The organism is Halomonas sp. AOP22-C1-8 (genome assembly GCF_052378905.1).
Taxonomy (GTDB): Bacteria; Pseudomonadota; Gammaproteobacteria; order Pseudomonadales; family Halomonadaceae; genus Vreelandella; species Vreelandella citrativorans.
In genome coordinates this window covers 1-17,754 of the sequence record NZ_JBQSYD010000016.1, presented here as the reverse complement: position 1 = coordinate 17,754, position 17,754 = coordinate 1, and the positions used below count along the sequence as shown (strand labels likewise).

Sequence of the window (17,754 nt, the reverse complement as noted above, 5' to 3'; positions counted from 1 at the left end):
CCTTTTACTCAGCATCCGGCGCGGGGCGCGGGTCCGGGTTATCCAGTACCAGTTGAGTCTGCTCTGCACGGAAGGCCTCAACCGCGTTACGCACAGCGCTATCCTGAAGGCCCACAATCTGTGCGGCCAGCAGGCCCGCGTTGGTCGCACCGGCCTTACCAATCGCCAGTGTGCCTACGGCGATACCGCCGGGCATCTGCGCAATCGAGAGCAGTGAATCAAGGCCTTTAAGCGCTTTGGACTCAACCGGCACACCCAGCACCGGCAGCGGCGTTTGTGAGGCCACCATACCGGGCAGGTGGGCGGCACCGCCTGCACCGGCCACAATTACCTGTAAACCGCGCTCAGCGGCACTTTTCGCATAGTCGAACAACAGGTCAGGCGTTCGGTGGGCAGAGACCACACGCGTTTCATAGGCAACGCCTAAGCGCTCCAGCATCGTCACCGCATGCTCCATCACCGGCCAATCCGATTTGGACCCCATAATGACGCCCACTTTGGGTGCGCTATTCGACGACATGCCATTTCTCCCCGGCCAGTGGCCATATATAAAGTACCGCACGCCAGAAGCAGCCGTGCACGCTAAAATAAGGCGCATAGTTTACCAGAGCCAAGCCGCAAGCGGGTGTTCGCAAGTGTCGCGAAATTTTCATCAAATTAAATATTGAAATGCACCTGCGTTGGCGGCATTGTGTCCTTGTCATTTCAGACTGATGGAGTCTCATGAGTACGGCATACTCAACTGCTCACGCAGAAACGCTGGATCCTCCGCGAAGCAGCCCTGACCTCGATGTCAGGGAATTAGAAAAACGCACGCGCCTAATGCGCATTATCACGCGTTTAATTGCAGTATCAGATCTAGGAAGCCGGGAAATTGCCCGCCAGGCAGGGCTTCCAGTACAGAAGATTAGCGACTTGCTCGCCGGCAGGCTTGAGCACCTGAACATTGACGAGCTCAATGTTCTGCGCCGCACGTTAGAGCTGGAGGCGCCATAGGAGCAGCCATTAGCCCTTTAAATCACGAACGCCTCGCTTAAGCGAGGCGTTTTTGTATGGTTTTGGCTCATTATCTACTAAACCGGTATCAAAAGACCGCCCAGTGCAATCACAACCACAACCGCCCAGGCAGACAGCTTCCACACGGAAAGCAGTAAAAAGCCGCTAAGCGCCAAGGCAAATTCATACGGCCCGATAATCGCGCTGGTCCACACCGGCTGGTAAAGCGCAGCGCCCAGAATCCCCACCACTGCGGCATTGGCACCACGCATCAACGCTTGAGCACTTCCCCATTGGCGAAAGCGGTTCCAGAATGGCAGCACACCCACCAGCAGTAAAAACCCTGGTATGAAGATAGCCAGCAAGGCCACTAGCGCCCCAACAAGGCCATTAATGCCGGGCAGTAACGCCCCAAGGTATGCGGCAAAGGTAAACAGCGGCCCCGGCACGGCCTGTGCCGCTCCGTAACCGGTTAAAAACGCATCCGGCGTTATCCAGCCTGACTCCACCACTTCCGCTTGTAATAGCGGCAGTACCACATGCCCACCGCCAAATACCAGCGCGCCTGAACGATAAAAGGCATCGGCAATATCAAGCCAAACCGCACTTCCCGCAAGCAACGGCAACCCAATCAGTAGCCCAGCGAACAGCCCCAGTGCGATAACCCCAACTGAGCGCGACACAGCAAAGTGGAGTGTTTCGCTTGGCATGGCAGTCACGGCTTCGCGGCATAGCAGGAACCCCGCCAAGCCACCGAACACAATGGCGCCCACCTGCCCTAGCGGCCCGCTGACCAACAACACCGTGAACACGGCCAGTAGCGCAATGCCCGTGCGGGTTTTATCCGGGCATAGGTTACGCGCCATCCCCCATACCGCATGGGCCACAATGGCCACAGCCACTATCTTCAAGCCATGAATAATACGGCTGACAATCGGGCCATCCAGCACCGTCGCCCCGAACGCAAACAGCACCAGCACAATGGCAGAAGGCAGCGTAAAGGCCAGCCACGCCATCGCAGCTCCCCAAGGGCCCGCGCGCATTAGCCCAAGCGCAAAACCCACCTGGCTGCTGGCGGGTCCTGGCAAAAACTGGCAAAGCGCGACCAGGTCCGCATAGGCAGCCTCCGAAAGCCAACGGCGGCGCTCCACAAACTCAGCCCGAAAATAGCCCAGATGCGCCACTGGCCCACCAAAGGAGGTCAGACCAAGCCATAGAAAAACCCTAAAGACTTCGCTGACGCGCGTGCGTAAATTGTTCTCTTCAGCCATAGCGGAAGGCTCTTTTGCGTAATAGAAAGTGCCCACGATACCCGCTGCATTTTACGCAGTGATGACAAGCCGCCCGGGCCGTGTCACCTAACTCCGGCACCGCTTCGCGCTGCTCCCGCGGGTGCGCTGGCGCTTACCACGCGCTACAAGAATCCCCTCAGGTGGCTGCACACATCGTAGCGCGCGGTAACGCGCCGTGAGGAACGAACGGCAAGGCACCCGCGAATGGCGGCGCCAGCCGCCCGGGCCGTGTCACCTAACCCCGGCACCGCTTCGCGCTGCATCCGCGGGTGCGCTGCGCTTACCACGCGCTACGAGAACCACCCCAAATGGCCGCACAAGGCGTAGCGCGCGGTAACGCGCCGTGAGGAACGAACGGCAAGGCACCCGCGAATGGCGGCGCCAGCCGCCCGGGCCGTGCCATCTAACCCCGGCACCGCTTCGCGCTGCATCCGCGGGTGCGCTGCGCTTACCACGCGCTACGAGAACCACCCCAAATGGCTGCACACATCGTAGCGCGCGGTAACGCGCCGTGAGGAACGAACGGCAAGGCACCCGCGAATGGCGGCGCCAGCCGCCCGGGCCGTGCCACCTAACCCCGGCACCGCTTCGCGCTGCATCCGCGGGTGCGCTGGCGCTTACCACGCGCTACAAAATTCGGTAAACGTATCGTCGCACGCCACCAAACCGCATATAGGCGTGTTCCGTAACGACGGCCCGGCGCGAATGGCCGGGCCGCCAGCGTCACTTACTCGCTTTGGTCGGTAACGGCACCGGTGCTTGCTGAGCTTACCAGCCGTGCATATTTGGCCAACACGCCGCGGGTATAGCGCGGTGCGGGCTGTTGCCACGCAGCACGGCGGGTTGCCAATTCTTCATCGCTTAGCTGCACTTCGATAGTGTCCGCTTCGGCATCGATGGTGATGAGATCGCCATTTTTCACCAGCGCCAGCGGGCCGCCATCAAAGGCTTCCGGTGCTACGTGGCCGACCACAAAACCGTGGCTACCGCCTGAAAAGCGGCCATCGGTAATCAACGCGACGTCGTTGCCCAAGCCGCGCCCCATAATGGCCGACGTCGGTGTGAGCATTTCGCGCATACCCGGGCCACCTTTGGGGCCTTCGTAGCGAATAACCACGACATCGCCTGCCACCACGGTGCCGTCATTGATGCGCGCCTGAGCTTCTTCTTCAGAACCAAACACCCGCGCCGTGCCGGAGAAGCGCGTGCCTTCTTTGCCGGAAATTTTAGCGACCGCACCTTCCGGCGCCAGGTTGCCATAAAGAATCCGCAGATGGCTTTCGGTTTTAATCGGCTTATCCAGCGGCGCGATAATTTTCTGGTCATCCGGATAGGCTTCAACGCCTGCCAGGTTTTCCGCCAGTGTTTGCCCGGTGACCGTCAGGCAGTCGCCGTGTAGAAGGCCAGCTTCCAGCAGTTTTTTCATCAGCGGCTGAATACCGCCAAGCGCCACAAGCTCGCTCATCATGTAGTGGCCGCTGGGGCGAAGATCTGCCACTACCGGCACGCGTTTACCGATCTCGGTAAAGTCGGAAAGCGTCAGCTCAACATCGATAGTGCGCGCCATGCCGATAAGATGCAGCACCGCGTTGGTAGAGCCGCCTAACGCAATCACCACGGTAATCGCGTTCTCAAACGCCTTACGGGTCATGATATCGGAAGGTTTGATATCCCGCGCCAGCAGCTCAAGCACCGCCTCGCCCGCCGCTTTACAGTCGTCACGTTTTTCCTGGGAAATGGCGTTTTGTGCCGAGCTGCCCGGCAGGCTCATGCCCAGCGCTTCAATGGCCGATGCCATGGTATTGGCAGTGTACATACCGCCACACGAACCGGGACCAGGAATCGCGGTTTCCTCGATCTGCTTGAGCTCAATCAAATCCATATCGCCCCGCGAGTGAGCACCCATGGCCTCGAACACCGAGACGATATCGGTGTGCCCTTTGCCCGGCATGATGGTGCCACCGTATACAAACACGCTGGGGCGATTCAAACGTGCCAGCCCCATTACGCAGCCCGGCATGTTTTTGTCGCAGCCGCCAATTGCCACCAGGCCATCAAATCCTTCGCAGCCCGCAACGGTCTCAATGGAATCCGCGATCACCTCCCGCGAGACCATCGAGTACTTCATGCCCTCGGTGCCATTGGCAATACCGTCGGAAATGGTGATGGTGTTGAAGACCACACCTTTACCGCCTGCAGCATCGGCACCCTCGCGGGCCTGCTCGGCAAGCTCACCAATATGGCTGTTGCACGGCGTCACCATGCTCCAGGTAGAGGCCACGCCCACTTGGGGCTTTTTGAAATCAGCGTCGTTAAATCCTACTGCGCGCAGCATGGCACGGCTGGCGGCTTTACCCACGCCATCGACCACCGGGGCGGAATGGCGGCGAGTATGGTTTGGTGTATCGGTCATGGGGAAGTCCTCTTGGCTTTACTCAAAGTATCTGCATAGCTTGGGGATACCCTGGCTTGCGCGCAAGAGAAGATGAAAAACACATGGTTATCTATTTAAGCTAAACAGCTGCTTTATGGGGTCGAGGCAGGACAGACAGATCAAACCCACACGCTTGAGCATAACGCTGCAGTGTTTTCCAGCCAGGATTACTGTCACCACGTTCTAACCGACTGATATTGCTTTTCTGAGTATGTAATCGCTGAGCCAGCTCTTCCTGAGTAAGGCCCGCACGCTGACGCATGGAAATAAGCGTGTTGGCTAATTCAAATTCAGGCGCCAACCGCTCGTACTCAGCGTTAACCTCAGAATTCTGGAGCGCCTGTTCTTTCAATGCTTTTAAATTCATCACGGCTGTACCTCACGCTGTCTGGACCGGGCTAGTGCTAACGCTTGGCGAGGCGTTTTTTGGCTCTTTTTAACAAAGACATGGAGAACAACTATCCGCTGGCCCTGTACGTAACAAAATAAGGAGCGCCCTATACCCTCTTTGGCTTTTGCCCTTATCTCAAAGAGACCGTCTCCCATCGCTTCCGTATGCGGCGGACCCAAGTTCGCCCCATGCTGCTCAACCATTTCTAACAACCGAAGCATCCTGGCCTGAATTTTTGGCGGCATACCAAGGATGTCGCTTTCAACACCAGGATAGAAATCAATCTGCCATTGCATTAAACAGCCCCTAAAGTTATCACTTATGATAACCCATAAGCTGCAAAAGTTCCTATCGATAGCACCCACTAAAGACGTTTAACTTATGGCACCATAGTAGTCTTAAGTACGTGTCTTAAGCACTGTGCCTTATCGCTACCGCCTTGAAGGAAATATCGCCGCATGTCGTCACCCTCATTGCTTGCCAATACATCGCCTCTTACGCCGGGTTTTATGGTGGTGCATGCCAACCGCCTGGAAGACCTGCGCGGGTTAGCGGTTGAGTGGATGCGCCTTCATCCGTTAGGGCCGCTTGAGAACGAGACGATTCTGGTGCAGAGCAACGGCATCGGGCAGTGGTTGAAGCTGGCACTGGCGGAAGACCCGGCACAGGGCGGCGCGGGCATTGCGGCGGCGCTGAACGTTACCCTGCCTGCGCGCTTTTTATGGCAGGCCTACCGCACGGTGTTAACGCATATTACCGGTGATGCCCAGGCGGTGCCTGAAACCTCACCGTTTGATAAGTCGCGCCTGGTATGGCGCTTGCTGCGCTTACTGCCCAGCCTCGCTGAGAAGCCCGCCTTTGCCCCATTGGCGCGCTTTTTGGAAACCGACCGCGACCAGCGCAAGCACTATCAACTGGCCGAGCGCCTGGCGGATTTATTCGACCAATACCAAGTGTACCGCGCCGACTGGCTAGACGCCTGGGCACGGGGCGAAGATGTACTCATTACTGCACGCGGCGAAGCGCGCCCGCTGGATGAACACCAGCGCTGGCAGCCGGAGCTGTGGCGCGCCCTGCGTGATGATGTTGCCGCCTCCCAGGGCGAGGCCGGGCTTAATAGCAGCCGTGCCCAAGTGCATAGCCGCTTTTTAGAGGTTGCCGAACAGCTGGAAGGCCAGGCGTGCCCGCCGGGGTTGCCGCGTCGGCTGATTATTTTTGGGATTTCCTCGCTGCCCCAGCAAACGCTGGAAGCCCTGGCAGCACTTTCGCGCTGCTGCCAAATTGTGCTGTGCGTGCATAACCCCTGCCAGTATTACTGGGCGGACATCATCGAACACAAGGATTTATTGCGCGCCAACCGCTACCGCCAACAGCGTAAAACGGGCATGCCCGAAGCGCTGGACGTACTCGGCGACGGCGATGTAGATAGCGCGCTGCATCTGCATGCCCAACCGCTGTTGGCAGCCTGGGGCAAGCAGGGGCGTGACTATCTGCGCCTGCTGGATGAGCATGACGATGCGGGCAACTACCAAACCCTGTTTGAGCAACAGGCGCTGCGTATTGATATGTTCGAGCCGTTCAGCACGCCCGAACACGCCTGCCTGCTCAGCCAGCTTCAGGATGATATTCGCGAGCTGCGCCCAGTGGCCGAAACCCAAACGACCTGGCCTGCGGTTGATGCAACCCACGACGACTCCATTGTGTTTCATATCGCCCACGGCCCCCAGCGCGAAGTGGAGATTCTTCACGACCAGCTGCTGGCTGCGTTCAGCGCCGACCCCGAGCTGCGCCCGCGAGATATCATCGTTATGGTGCCGGACATTGACCGCTACGCGCCGCATATTGAAGCGGTGTTTGGTCAGTACCGCTCAAGCTACCGCACGCTTGGCCGCGACGACCCGCGCTATATTCCCTACACCCTTTCAGACCAGGCCAGCCGCCACCGCCTGCCGCTGATGATTGCGCTGGAAAAGCTCTTGCGCCTGCCCGAGCTGCGCCTCTCAGTGAGCGACCTGCTCGACCTGTTAGACGTGCCCGCCCTGCGCGCTCGCTTTGGCATTGAAGAGCGCGATTTGCCCACACTAAACCGCTGGATTGAGGGTGCGGGCATCCGCTGGGGCTTAAACGCCCAGCAGCGCACCCGGCTTGATTTGCCCCAGGGCTTAAGCCAGAACACCTGGGCGTTTGGCCTGCGCCGTTTACTGTTGGGCTACACCGTGGGCGTGGCGGATGCGTGGCAGGGTATCGAGCCGTTTGATGACATCGGCGGGCTTGAAGCCTCGCTTGCCGGGCCGCTGGCAACACTGCTTGAGAAGCTGGAAACCACGTGGGAGATTTTTTGCCAGCCGACCACCGCCGCCAACTGGGTTGTTCGGCTGCGTGAACTGCTGGAAACCTACTTTCTTACCGATGACGCTGCAGAGAGCGTGATGCTGACCAAGCTGGAAGGCGCGCTTCAGCAGTTGTTCCACAGCACCGAAGAGGCCAAATTGAATGATGATTTGCCGCTTTCCATGGTGCGTGAACACTGGCTCTCGCAAATTGATGAGCACAGCCTTTCTCAGCGCTTTTTAGCCGGAGCGGTCAACTTCGCCACGTTAATGCCGATGCGCGCCATTCCCTTCAAGCGGGTGTGTTTGCTGGGCATGAACGACGGCGAATACCCACGCTCCCAACCGCCGCTGGATTTTGACCTGATGGGCAGCGACTACCGCCCCGGCGACCGCTCGCGCCGGGAGGATGACCGCTACCTGTTTCTGGAGGCGCTGCTGTCGGCGCGCCAGCAGCTCTATATCAGTTGGGTGGGCCGCAGCCAGATCGACAACAACCCCATGCCGCCTTCCGTGCTGGTCGGCCAACTGCGCGATCACTTGGCGGCAGGCTGGGTAAGCCAACACCAGGCTGACGAGCCACTGATTGAAGCGCTGACCACCGAGCACCCGCTACAACCGTTTAGCCATCGCTATTTTGCCCAGCCCGGCAGTTCAGCCTCCCAGGCCCGGCTCTTTACCTATGTACATGAATGGCGCGATGCCCACGAACAGCACGCGCTGCTCGCCTCACAGGAAAACCCAAATAAACAGCAAAGCGCCCTGCTCGAATTTAACCAGGATGTCCCACTGACGCTTGCCCAGCTAGGCAGTTTTCTGCGTGAACCGGCCAAGGCGTTCTTCAACACTCGCCTGGGCGTGTATTTTGAGCAGGAAGTGCTGACCCAGTTAGACGTCGAGCCGTTTGTACTTAACGGCCTACAACACTGGCAACTGCAGGACCAACTGATTGCCGCCCAGCGCCATGCGGTAGACAACGGCGAGCCGCGTGAAGACGCCATGTTTGCCGCGCTTGAGCGCATCAAGGGCCAAGGCGTGCTAGCGGTAGGCGCTTTTGGCGAGCGCATGAGCGAATCGCTGGCCGAGCCCATGCAGGCGCTGTTTGATGCCTATCGGAAAGCGCTCGAAGAGTGGCCCGTCGCCGTGGAAGCCCCTCAAGCGGTCGCATTTAACGCCCACGAACTTTCGGTCAACGACTGGATTAACGAACTGCGCACGGATGAGAGCGGCAAGCGCTGCCGCCTGCTGCTGGTGAGAAACAGCTTGATTAGTAATGCGCGTGGTCGAGGGCAGTACCGTTGGCAGCATCTACTCCGCCCTTGGGTGGCCCACCTGGCTGCCAATGCGGTGTCGCCGATGACCACACAGCTGCTTTCCAAGGCAGGCCATGCGCGCTTTGAACCGCTAGCAGCGGATACCGCCCAGGGCCATCTAGCGACTATTTTGCAGTGCTGGAAAGAAGGAATGACCATGCCGCTGCCACTTGCCCCCCAGGCAGCGTTTGCCTGGCTGAGTAAAGAGGGAACGGTGGACAGCACCGCCGATAGCGACGCCTTTAGCGCAGCGGCAAGCACCTATGAAGGCGGGCGCTTTCAAACCGGCGAAGTAGCGCAAAGCGCCTACCTCGCCCGCCAATGGCCCAACTTTGAAGCGCTGTTTAACGAGGGTAACCAGAAAGGGGCTAACTCCGCCCTCCGCTTCTCCGCCCTGGCAGATGCCCTTTACCTGCCGCTCTACCGTGCGGTGAAAGAGTAGCACTGCTCGGTAAAAGGAGGTGCGCTTCGCTTAATGCTGGTGGTTAACCAGGAGTATTCGATTGGCCAGCGAGATCATTTCGGGGTCGCCGGTGTTCTTTTCGGCCACATCGGAAAGCTTGATGACCGGCAGCCAGCCCTGGCCCTCAGGGCGCGCCTCGACCATTTTGATCACCATGTTCATGGGCTCCTCGCCCACATCATTGGTGAAGTTGGTGCCAATACCAAACGCCATGCCGATACGATCTTTGCAGAACGCATGAATGCGCTCGATTTTTTCCGGAGTGAGCGCATCGGAAAAGATAATCGTCTTGCTCAGCGGGTCAATGCCCAGGCGCTCATAGTGCGCGATGGTTTGTGAGGCAAAGTCGATAGGGTCGCCGCTATCGTGGCGCACGCCATCGAACAGCTTGGCAAACTTCTTATCGAAGCTGTCGAAAAAGGCTTGCGAGGTAAACGTATCGGTTAACGCAATGCCAAGGTCGCCCCGGTACACATCCACCCAATGCTCCAGGGCCAGGCTGTTGGCCATTTTGAAACCAAACCGGGCACCGTGGAACATGAACCACTCGTGGGCGTGCGTACCAATCGGCTTCACATCATGGCGCATCGCCAGTAGCACATTACTGGTACCGGTAAACGACTCGCCGCCGTGATGGCGAAGCGCGCCCACCACACGGTCGTGAACATTAAAGGAGAAACGTCGACGCGTACCAAACTCAGCGATTTTGAGCCCCATGCGGTGGTAAAGCTCGATTTTTTCCTGGGCGTTCTGCTCGATCATCGCATCCGCTTCAGGGGTAATCGTAATACCACGCAACCGATACCAAAGCTCGCTGATCAGCGCCATCAACGGCACTTCCCAAAGGATAGTGCGATACCACGGGCCTTCAATCACCACGGAAAGGTCCGCCCCCTGCTGCTCGATAATGACCTCGCTGGGGTCATAACGAAACCCGGCCAAAAAATCGAGATAAGTGGGGTCCAAATAAGGGCAGGTCGTTTCGAGATAGCGCTTCTCTTCGTCGTTTAAGCGAAGCGCCGCCATATTATCGACTTCATGGCGTAATGCAGCGCCGAACCCTTCTGGAAAGGCATGCGCGCCACGGTTAATAAAAGCGTAGCGCGCATGGGCATACGGGAAGCGTTTAATCACGGCGTTCTGCATCGTGATTTTGTAAAAGTCGTTATCCAGAAGCGAGGTCAGCATGAAGTCTCATCATCAACGTGAACAGAAGCCGCGGTAGCGTAAACCGGTCGCCCGCAAAGTGGCTAGCCGACAAGATTATCAGGTGATGGCGCTGGCTCCCAGCCCAACCCGCTCGCTTGTGGCTTTTGCTCGCTGCTTTTTGCTCCCTAAGGGTCATCGCGATATAGTTCTCCAGCCGCCCCTATTTGCCCCACCCGGGGCGTGTTGTTTTTGTGCCTGCTAGCGCCTGCTCCTGGAGACCAGTGATGAGCCATCCCGCCCCACTCAACCCCTTGAGCTTGCCCTTGCACGGCAGCCGCCTGATCGAAGCCAGCGCCGGTACCGGCAAAACCTTCACCATCGCGCTTTTATACGTGCGCCTGGTATTGGGCGGGCGCAGCAAAGAGGATGACGACGCCTTTATCCGCCCGCTCACGCCGCCGGAAATTCTCGTAGTCACGTTTACCAATGCCGCGACCCAGGAGCTGCGCGAGCGGATTCGTAACCGGCTGGTGGAAGCCGCTGAGATTTTCCGCAGTGATGAAAACGCAGGCGACAAACTACTGCTTGAGCTGCGCAGTGAGTACCCACCCTCGGCCTGGCCCGCCTGCGCACGGCGCTTGGCACTGGCCGCCGAGTGGATGGACGAAGCCGCCGTTTCCACCATTCACAGCTGGTGCTATCGCATGCTGCGCGAGCACGCTTTCGATAGCGGCAGCCTGTTCTCGCTGAACCTGGAGAACGACCAGCGCGAGCTAGAACAAGACGTCGTGCGCGACTACTGGCGCAGCTTTTACTACGCCCTTGAGAGCGACGCGTTGGAAGGCATTGTTAGCTACTGGCAATCCCCCGACGACCTGCACGCCAGCTTGCAGCGCCTACTGCCCGAGTGCGACGCGCTGGGCGAACAACGCCCGGCACCTCTGCAAACGCTGACGAACTGCCAGGCCGCCCGAGCCACCAAACTCAGCGCGTTAAAAGCTCCCTGGGCTGCATGGCTGAACGATGTGGTGCCCGCGCTGGAAGAAGCCGCCCAGCAAAAAGCCTTTAAGGGCCAAAGCTTTAACGCCAAAAGCCGCGCCAACTGGCTGGGCGCGCTGCGTGACTGGTGCACCAGCGATGCCGACCGCCCCCAGCTTACCGATGCCGCTTGGCGGCGCATGACGCCTGAGGGCATGGCCGATATCTGGAAAGTGGGCACGCCGCCCTGCCCAGCGGTGTGGGAAGCGCTCGCCCAACTGCCCGGCGAGCTTAATGCTCTGCCCGAACCGCGCAACGACCTGCTGATTCACGCCGTGCAGTGGTGCCGCAAGCGCCTGGAACGCGAGCAGGAGCGCTGCGCTGAAATGGGCCCCAACGACCTGCTCACACACCTCGACCGCGCCCTGCAAGGCCCCAATAAAGAAGCGCTGGCCGCCCAAATCCAGCGCCAGTTCCCGGTCGCGCTGATCGACGAATTTCAGGACACCGACCCAATCCAGTACCGCATTTTTAACGCGGTGTATAACGTTGCTACACCGCGCCGCGACAGTGCCGTGATGCTGATTGGCGACCCCAAGCAGGCCATTTACGCCTTCCGTGGCGCAGATATTTTCACCTACCTGAAAGCCCGCCACGACACCGATGGCCGCCACGTTACGCTGGGCACTAACTTTCGCTCAAGCGCTGCAATGGTTAACGCGGTTAACCACTGCTTTAACTACGCCGACAAGCATGAAGCGGGCGCGTTTTTATTTCGTGAACAAGGCGGCGAGAACCCTCTGCCGTTTTTACCGGTAGACGCCAAAGGCCGCGCCGATCAGTTGGTGTTGAACGGCGCGCCACTGCCCGCCATGACGCTGTGGCAAATGGCGGCTGACGAGCCGCTTTCCAAAACCGCCTACCAGCTTGAAATGGCCGAAGGCTGCGCTTCCCACATGACCGCCCTGCTGGAAGCGGGTCGCAAGCGGCAAGCGGGTTTTAAAACCGAGGATGAACTCACGCCACTCAAACCTTCCGACATGGCGGTGCTGGTGAACGGCCTTCAGGAAGCCCGCGCTATTCGCTTGGCGCTTGCCAGCCGTGGGGTTAAAAGCGTTTATCTTTCGGATCACGATAAGGTATTTAGCTCATCTATCGCCCAGCAGGTGGAAACCTGCCTGCGCGCCTGTGCGGAATCCCAGGCCAATTCACGCCAGGCTGAAGCCAAGCTGCGCGCAGCGCTTGCCACGCCGCTGCTTGGGGTGGGCCTTAGCGAGCTTGATCACCTTAACGAGAGCGAGCTTGCCTGGGAGACCCGGGTAGAGCAGTTCAGCCGTTACCACCGCCTGTGGCAGCGCCAAGGCGTGCTGCCGCTGGTGCGCAAGCTGATGGTGGACTTCGATATTCCTACCCGGCTGCTTGCGTTGACCGACGGTGAGCGCTTGCTAACCGACTTGCTTCACCTGGGCGAACTGCTTCAGCAGGCAAGCCAGGAACTGGATGGCGAGCACGCGCTAATTCGCTTTCTGGCGGAAGCGATTGCCGACCCGGAAAGCCACGGCGACAGCCACAAGCTGCGCCTGGAAAGCGATGCGGACCTGGTCAAGGTCGTGACCATCCATAAATCCAAGGGGCTTGAGTACCCGCTGGTCTTTCTGCCGTTTATTGCTAATCATCGCCCCACTAAAAAAGGCGATGTGCCACTGCGCTGGCACGATGGCGAAGGCAATTTACAGCTAAGCCTAAGCGCCGATGCAGAAACACTCGCCACCGCCGACCGCGAACGGTTAGGCGAAGACTTACGCAAGCTTTACGTGGCGCTTACCCGTGCCCGCCACGCCACCTGGCTGGGGCTTGCGCCGTTAAAGGATGGTGAAGGCAGCGCCTTGGGTTACCTGCTTAATGGCGGTGACTACATTGCGCCCAATGAGTTCGGCGAAGCACTTGGCGCGCTGGTCCATAAAAGCGACATAGCCCTGGAGCCTGCGCCAGCCCCTACCGCACTGTGCTTTACGCCCGCCCAGCAGCAAGAAGCGCTGGGGCAAGCCCGCACGCCCACGCGCCCGGCCCGCGAGCAGTGGTGGATCGCCAGCTACTCGGCGCTGCGCACCACGGGCGGCATCTCAGGGCTGCTATCCACCGCTGCCCCCACGCCGGAACCCACCACGCCCCAGGAAGCCACCACGTTTGAAGTACTGGATGAACCGCAAGACCTGCTGCAAGGTTCTCCATTGACCGGGCAGCCCATGGCGAGTGTAACCACTCACTCCCCATTACCAGCTGACAGCGACCAGCCGAGTGCAAACGCAAGCCACCTGCACCGTTTCCCTCGCGGCCCCGGCCCTGGCACCTTTCTACACGGCTTGCTGGAATGGGCAGGCCAGTTGGGCTTTGCCAAGGCGCTTGAAGACGCCGCCGCCCGTGAAGACACTCTGCGCCGCCGCCTGCAACTGCGCGGCTGGCAAGCGTGGTATGAACCGCTGGCAGGCTGGTTTGAGGATTTGCTCGGCACTCAACTGCCGCTTCCCGGCCAGCAAAGTGCCGTGGCGCTTCAACAGCTAAGCGGTTATCAGGTAGAACTAGAGTTCTGGTTTGCTGCCCACCAGGTGGATACGCAGGCGCTGGATGCGCTGGTTAGCCAGCACTTACTTCCCGGCCTTGCCCGGCCCGCGCTGGATGCCGACACGCTCAACGGTATGCTCAAAGGCTTTATCGATTTGGCGTTTGAGTTTGATGGCCGCTTTTACGTGCTGGACTGGAAATCCAACTACCTGGGCGCAGACGACAGCGCTTATAGTGCCGAGGCACTGAGTGCCGCGCTACTGGAAAAACGCTACGACCTACAGGCCGCGCTGTACCTGCTGGCGCTGCACCGACTGTTAAAAGCCCGCCTGCCCGACTACGACCCGCACGTCCATTTGGGCGGCTCATTGACCGTATTTTTGCGTGGCAGCCGTACGCCTGCACGCGGCGTACACCCCGAACCCGCCCCGGTGGCGCTGATTGAAGCGCTGGATGCATTATTTGCAGGCACGGCCAGCGGCACTGGCCTTAAGGAAACGGCATGAAAGATTCACAAACCCTGGACCTGTTCGGCGAAAACGAGCCTGCGCCTGCCACACCGCGTAACAGCACAGTAGCACCTGGCCACCAACGGCACCCTGCGCTGAATGATACGGGCACTTTAATGGCGCTTTGCGAGCGCTGGGTCGCCAGAGGCTGGCTACGCGACCTGGACCGCGCGCTGGTCAGCTTCTTCGCCCGCGAGGGAGGCCAGGTGTCGCCGCTGCTTCTGCTGGCTACCGCGCTTGCCAGCCATCAGTTGGGCCGAGGCCATGTGTGCCTGGACTTAAACGCCACACTGAACGCACCGGATTTCGCTCTTTCGTTACCGCCAGAAGGCGATGACCTAAGCGACCCGCCGCCGCTACCCAGCGAGGTATTAGCCACGCTAACGCTTGCCGAGTGGCAGGCCGCGCTTGAGCACCCCTCGCTGATCAGCAACGGCCACGGCAACACACCGCTGGTACGCTCCGACACCCCGCACACCACCCGGCTTTACCTGCGCCGTTACTGGCAGTACGAACAAACCCTGCACCAGGAAATCGCCGCTCGCTTGGCGCTTGAAGAAGGCGCTAACACGGCAATTGGGCATGAGCCGCTTTCGGTGATGGGTAGTGATGTGCTTGATTCAGGCCTGCTCCAACAAGCCCTGAACACCCTGTTCCCCGACAACGGCACCCTGGATTGGCAAAAGGTCGCCTGCGCGCTGGCGGCCCGCAGCCACTTTGCGATTATTACCGGCGGCCCCGGCACCGGTAAAACCACCACCGTGGTGCGCCTGCTCGCCCTGCTGCAAACCCTACAACTGGCCCACTCGCCAACGCAAGCGCTGCGCATTCGCTTGGCCGCCCCCACCGGCAAAGCCGCCGCCCGCCTGAATGAATCCATTGCCGGGCAGGTAAGCCAGCTGCCTATCGAAGACCTTGCGGCGCTATGGGAGCAGAGCGAATTGTGGGAGCCGAATTCATTCGGCGATGATTCAGGCACAGAGCATCTACGAATCTCCATCCCCACCGAAGTCACCACCCTACACCGCCTGCTAGGCGCCAGGCCCGACACCCGCCACTTCCGCCACAACCCCAACAATCCGTTGGCGTTGGACGTACTGGTAATCGACGAAGCTTCTATGGTCGATATCGAAATGATGACCGCCGTGTTAAGCGCCCTGCCCGCTCACGCCAAGCTGGTGCTGCTGGGCGATAAAGACCAGCTCGCTTCAGTTGAAGCCGGTGCCGTATTGGGTGATTTATGCCGCCGCGCCGAGGCCGCGCATTACACGCCGGAAACCGCCCAGTGGCTTGCCGAACTCACCAGCCAGCCGCTGCCCGAAGCGCTAACCTGCCCCAACGGCCAGGCGCTCGACCAAGCGATTACCATGCTGCGGGTAAGCCACCGCTTTGACACCGCCAGCGGCATTGGCCAGTTGGCCGAGGCGATTAACCAGCCGTTAAGCGCCACGCTTAACGAGCGCGATAAACAGAATGCCGTACACAACGCCCTGCGCCACGGCTATGCCGACCTGCATCATTTGGTGCTGGGCGGGGAAAATGACAGCGCCCTGGAGCGCCTAGTGGTGACCGGCTCCCCGGAGCGCTTCCCCAATGCCGGTAAAGGCCGCCTTGATAAGAAAACCAATAAAGAAATAGCGCCACCCACGGGATACCGGCACTACCTCACGGTTTTGGACCAACAGCGCCCCGAGGTAACGCTAGCGTTTGAGGAAAACAAAGGCATTTACGACACGTGGGCCAGCCAGGTGCTAAACGCCTACGGCCACTTCCAACTGCTCTGCGCGCTACGCAAAGGGCCGTGGGGCGTGGAAGGCTTGAATTTACGCATCGCCAAGGTACTGCGCAGCCACACGCTATTAAGCGCAAGCGATATCGAACTAGAGAAAGGCTGGTATGAAGGCCGCCCAGTGCTGGTCACGCAAAACGACTACAGCCTGGGGCTAATGAACGGCGATATTGGCATTACGCTAGCAGTGCCCGACCCGCGCGGCGTAGGAAGAACCTTATATAGAGTCGCCTTTCCGACCAGCGATACGAAAAATCCCATCCGCTGGGTACTGCCCTCCCGCCTGCACGCGGTAGAAACCGTATTCGCGATGACGGTACACAAGTCCCAGGGCTCAGAGTTCTTGCACACCGCACTGCTACTACCGCAAACGCCCAACCCGATTCTAACGCGGGAGCTTGTCTACACCGGCATCACCCGCGCCCGCGAATGGCTTACGTTGGTGGAAGCCAAACGAGGGATATTGAATGATGCGGTGGTTAGGGAGGTTATGCGGGTGAGTGGGGCTGAGGCGTGAAGCTCACTACTTGAACACGAGGCTGGTTTTAGTGCAGAGAAAAACCAGCCGGAGAGTATGCACGGACAGGCTAAGCGCGCTCAATAGTTACGCGGGCACCCTGCGCTCAAGCTTTAAGAATCGTTTCAGGGCGAATATATGGAAACAAGTACGCGACATAATCTTCTTTTCCAAGCCCCACCTTCTCGCTACGCAAGATGGAATAGGCGGTCATGACGCGAAAATAGGACTAAGCCAGCGTCCAGTCGCGCGTATATTACTCGGCGACCAAACTGAGCACTACACCGTTCGGAAACCCGTATACCAGAACGCTGTCTAGGTCGATATCAAGCATGTCTCATTCTTCAAAAAACCCTCTTAAATGTCCGTTTATACTATTAATATCCATGAAATGCCCTTGAGCAAAGCGCTCGTAATAGTATAAAGTTGTTGGCGATTTAAGATTATGTTTTTGCAAAAATCTTTGCACTTTAAAATACGAAGAGGCCAAGCGAAATTCACATGTCATTTCATCTTGCACAAAAACCTGGGCTCTTAAAGATAAATTAATCAGAGATTCTGCTAAAAACTTATTGAGCTTATTATTAGGTTCCGCCAATTTCATCTGAATCAGTATCGGTATAAGATAAAATCCATCAGAGAAAGATTGGTGTTGGGCTATATTATTGCCAATTTTCATCATAAGTTTCCGCAACACTATTAAATCATCGTTGTTTTTTTATTTCAAAAAGCTCTCTAATATCTGATTCAAATACCGGCACATGAACAGCATCAAAGGCAAATAACTGAATACCAGGCCTTCTTTTAGTGTAAGGTAGCTTATAAGCATGCTCGCTAACAACTTTTTCGGCACTTATGCAGACAATACCATCTTCACTAACAAGGGTCGCTAACAAAGTATCAACAGTTAGCCATACACTCTGGGTGGCGGAACACGTTGCTATAGCATCCGAAACGTCTTCATCCACTATATTTTCAAGCTTATTCAAATTAACAGGAATGTCTGCACTATAGACATCTATTTCTTGAAC

At 58.4% G+C, this 17,754-nt stretch carries 12 protein-coding genes and 1 pseudogene; 4 read left to right on the top strand and 9 right to left on the bottom strand.

The features are described 5' to 3' along the window. Positions 1-4: 4 nt before the first annotated feature. Positions 5-520, bottom strand: coding sequence for a 5-(carboxyamino)imidazole ribonucleotide mutase (gene purE / locus ACT3TY_RS10205; RefSeq protein ID WP_087108461.1), 516 nt, complete (start codon positions 518-520; stop codon positions 5-7). A gap of 203 nt (positions 521-723) precedes the next feature. On the opposite strand from purE, the gene ACT3TY_RS10200 reads away from it, so the two are divergent. Beyond that, positions 724-996 carry an XRE family transcriptional regulator gene (locus ACT3TY_RS10200; protein ID WP_018918645.1) on the top strand — a complete coding sequence of 91 codons (273 nt, stop codon included), beginning with the start codon at positions 724-726 and terminating at the stop codon, positions 994-996. A gap of 77 nt (positions 997-1,073) precedes the next feature. On the opposite strand, the gene chrA is transcribed toward ACT3TY_RS10200, so the two are convergent. From chrA to ACT3TY_RS10180, 4 genes are all read right to left on the bottom strand, one after another. Beyond that, a complete protein-coding gene (chrA, locus tag ACT3TY_RS10195; protein WP_172116062.1) occupies positions 1,074-2,267 on the bottom strand; it encodes a chromate efflux transporter in 1,194 nt (397 codons plus the stop codon). Positions 2,268-3,015: 748 nt separating this feature from the next. Continuing rightward, on the bottom strand, positions 3,016-4,701 hold the full coding sequence (gene ilvD, locus ACT3TY_RS10190) for a dihydroxy-acid dehydratase (RefSeq protein ID WP_441679712.1): 1,686 nt from the start codon (positions 4,699-4,701) through the stop codon (positions 3,016-3,018). A 100-nt stretch (positions 4,702-4,801) separates the two neighbouring features. After that, positions 4,802-5,089, bottom strand: coding sequence for a helix-turn-helix domain-containing protein (locus tag ACT3TY_RS10185; RefSeq protein WP_172116060.1), 288 nt, complete (start codon positions 5,087-5,089; stop codon positions 4,802-4,804). Next, positions 5,089-5,409, bottom strand: coding sequence for a type II toxin-antitoxin system RelE/ParE family toxin (locus ACT3TY_RS10180; RefSeq protein WP_172116059.1), 321 nt, complete (start codon positions 5,407-5,409; stop codon positions 5,089-5,091). Before ACT3TY_RS10180 ends, ACT3TY_RS10185 begins: the two co-directional genes overlap by 1 nt. Positions 5,410-5,571: 162 nt before the next feature. Between ACT3TY_RS10180 and recC the strand changes: the two genes are divergently transcribed. After that, positions 5,572-9,198: an exodeoxyribonuclease V subunit gamma gene (gene recC, locus ACT3TY_RS10175; RefSeq protein ID WP_444628085.1), complete on the top strand. Its 3,627-nt coding sequence runs from the start codon at positions 5,572-5,574 to the stop codon at positions 9,196-9,198. 30 nt (positions 9,199-9,228) lie between these two features. Here recC and pncB read toward each other — a convergent pair whose 3' ends face one another. Further along, positions 9,229-10,407: a nicotinate phosphoribosyltransferase gene (gene pncB / locus ACT3TY_RS10170; protein WP_172116057.1), complete on the bottom strand. Its 1,179-nt coding sequence runs from the start codon at positions 10,405-10,407 to the stop codon at positions 9,229-9,231. Between the two features lie 245 nt (positions 10,408-10,652). Here pncB and recB point away from each other — a divergent pair, with 245 nt between their 5' ends. Both recB and recD read left to right on the top strand, forming a co-directional pair. Further along, complete coding sequence (gene recB, locus ACT3TY_RS10165) at positions 10,653-14,414, top strand: exodeoxyribonuclease V subunit beta (RefSeq protein ID WP_444628084.1); 3,762 nt, start codon at positions 10,653-10,655, stop codon at positions 14,412-14,414. Further along, on the top strand, positions 14,411-16,723 hold the full coding sequence (gene recD, locus ACT3TY_RS10160; protein ID WP_444628083.1) for an exodeoxyribonuclease V subunit alpha: 2,313 nt from the start codon (positions 14,411-14,413) through the stop codon (positions 16,721-16,723). The genes recB and recD overlap by 4 nt, the downstream gene beginning before the upstream one ends. Positions 16,724-16,829: 106 nt before the next feature. Here the strand turns inward: recD and ACT3TY_RS10155 are convergent. The 3 genes and pseudogenes from ACT3TY_RS10155 to ACT3TY_RS10145 form a co-directional block, all read right to left on the bottom strand. After that, positions 16,830-16,940, bottom strand: a pseudogene (locus ACT3TY_RS10155) (DUF1993 domain-containing protein); the annotation flags it as partial. Positions 16,941-17,060: 120 nt separating this feature from the next. Further along, positions 17,061-17,402, bottom strand: a complete 342-nt coding sequence (locus ACT3TY_RS10150) for a hypothetical protein (protein WP_444628082.1) — start codon at positions 17,400-17,402, stop codon at positions 17,061-17,063. Positions 17,403-17,427: 25 nt separating this feature from the next. Beyond that, positions 17,428-17,754: hypothetical protein (locus tag ACT3TY_RS10145; protein WP_444628081.1), on the bottom strand; the 327-nt coding region annotated here is incomplete at its 5' end.

What these genes read in the sequence shown, in the direction of transcription:
- ilvD (WP_441679712.1), bottom strand. Translation starts at nt 4,701, where the DNA reads ATGACCGATACACCAAACCATACTCGCCGCCATTCCGCCCCGGTGGTC.
- recC (WP_444628085.1), top strand. Translation starts at nt 5,572, where the DNA reads ATGTCGTCACCCTCATTGCTTGCCAATACATCGCCTCTTACGCCGGGT.
- pncB (WP_172116057.1), bottom strand. Translation starts at nt 10,407, where the DNA reads ATGCTGACCTCGCTTCTGGATAACGACTTTTACAAAATCACGATGCAG.
- ACT3TY_RS10150 (WP_444628082.1), bottom strand. Translation starts at nt 17,402, where the DNA reads ATGAAAATTGGCAATAATATAGCCCAACACCAATCTTTCTCTGATGGA.
- recB (WP_444628084.1), top strand. Translation starts at nt 10,653, where the DNA reads ATGAGCCATCCCGCCCCACTCAACCCCTTGAGCTTGCCCTTGCACGGC.
- recD (WP_444628083.1), top strand. Translation starts at nt 14,411, where the DNA reads ATGAAAGATTCACAAACCCTGGACCTGTTCGGCGAAAACGAGCCTGCG.
- ACT3TY_RS10180 (WP_172116059.1), bottom strand. Translation starts at nt 5,409, where the DNA reads ATGCAATGGCAGATTGATTTCTATCCTGGTGTTGAAAGCGACATCCTT.
- ACT3TY_RS10200 (WP_018918645.1), top strand. Translation starts at nt 724, where the DNA reads ATGAGTACGGCATACTCAACTGCTCACGCAGAAACGCTGGATCCTCCG.
- chrA (WP_172116062.1), bottom strand. Translation starts at nt 2,267, where the DNA reads ATGGCTGAAGAGAACAATTTACGCACGCGCGTCAGCGAAGTCTTTAGG.
- ACT3TY_RS10185 (WP_172116060.1), bottom strand. Translation starts at nt 5,089, where the DNA reads ATGAATTTAAAAGCATTGAAAGAACAGGCGCTCCAGAATTCTGAGGTT.
- purE (WP_087108461.1), bottom strand. Translation starts at nt 520, where the DNA reads ATGTCGTCGAATAGCGCACCCAAAGTGGGCGTCATTATGGGGTCCAAA.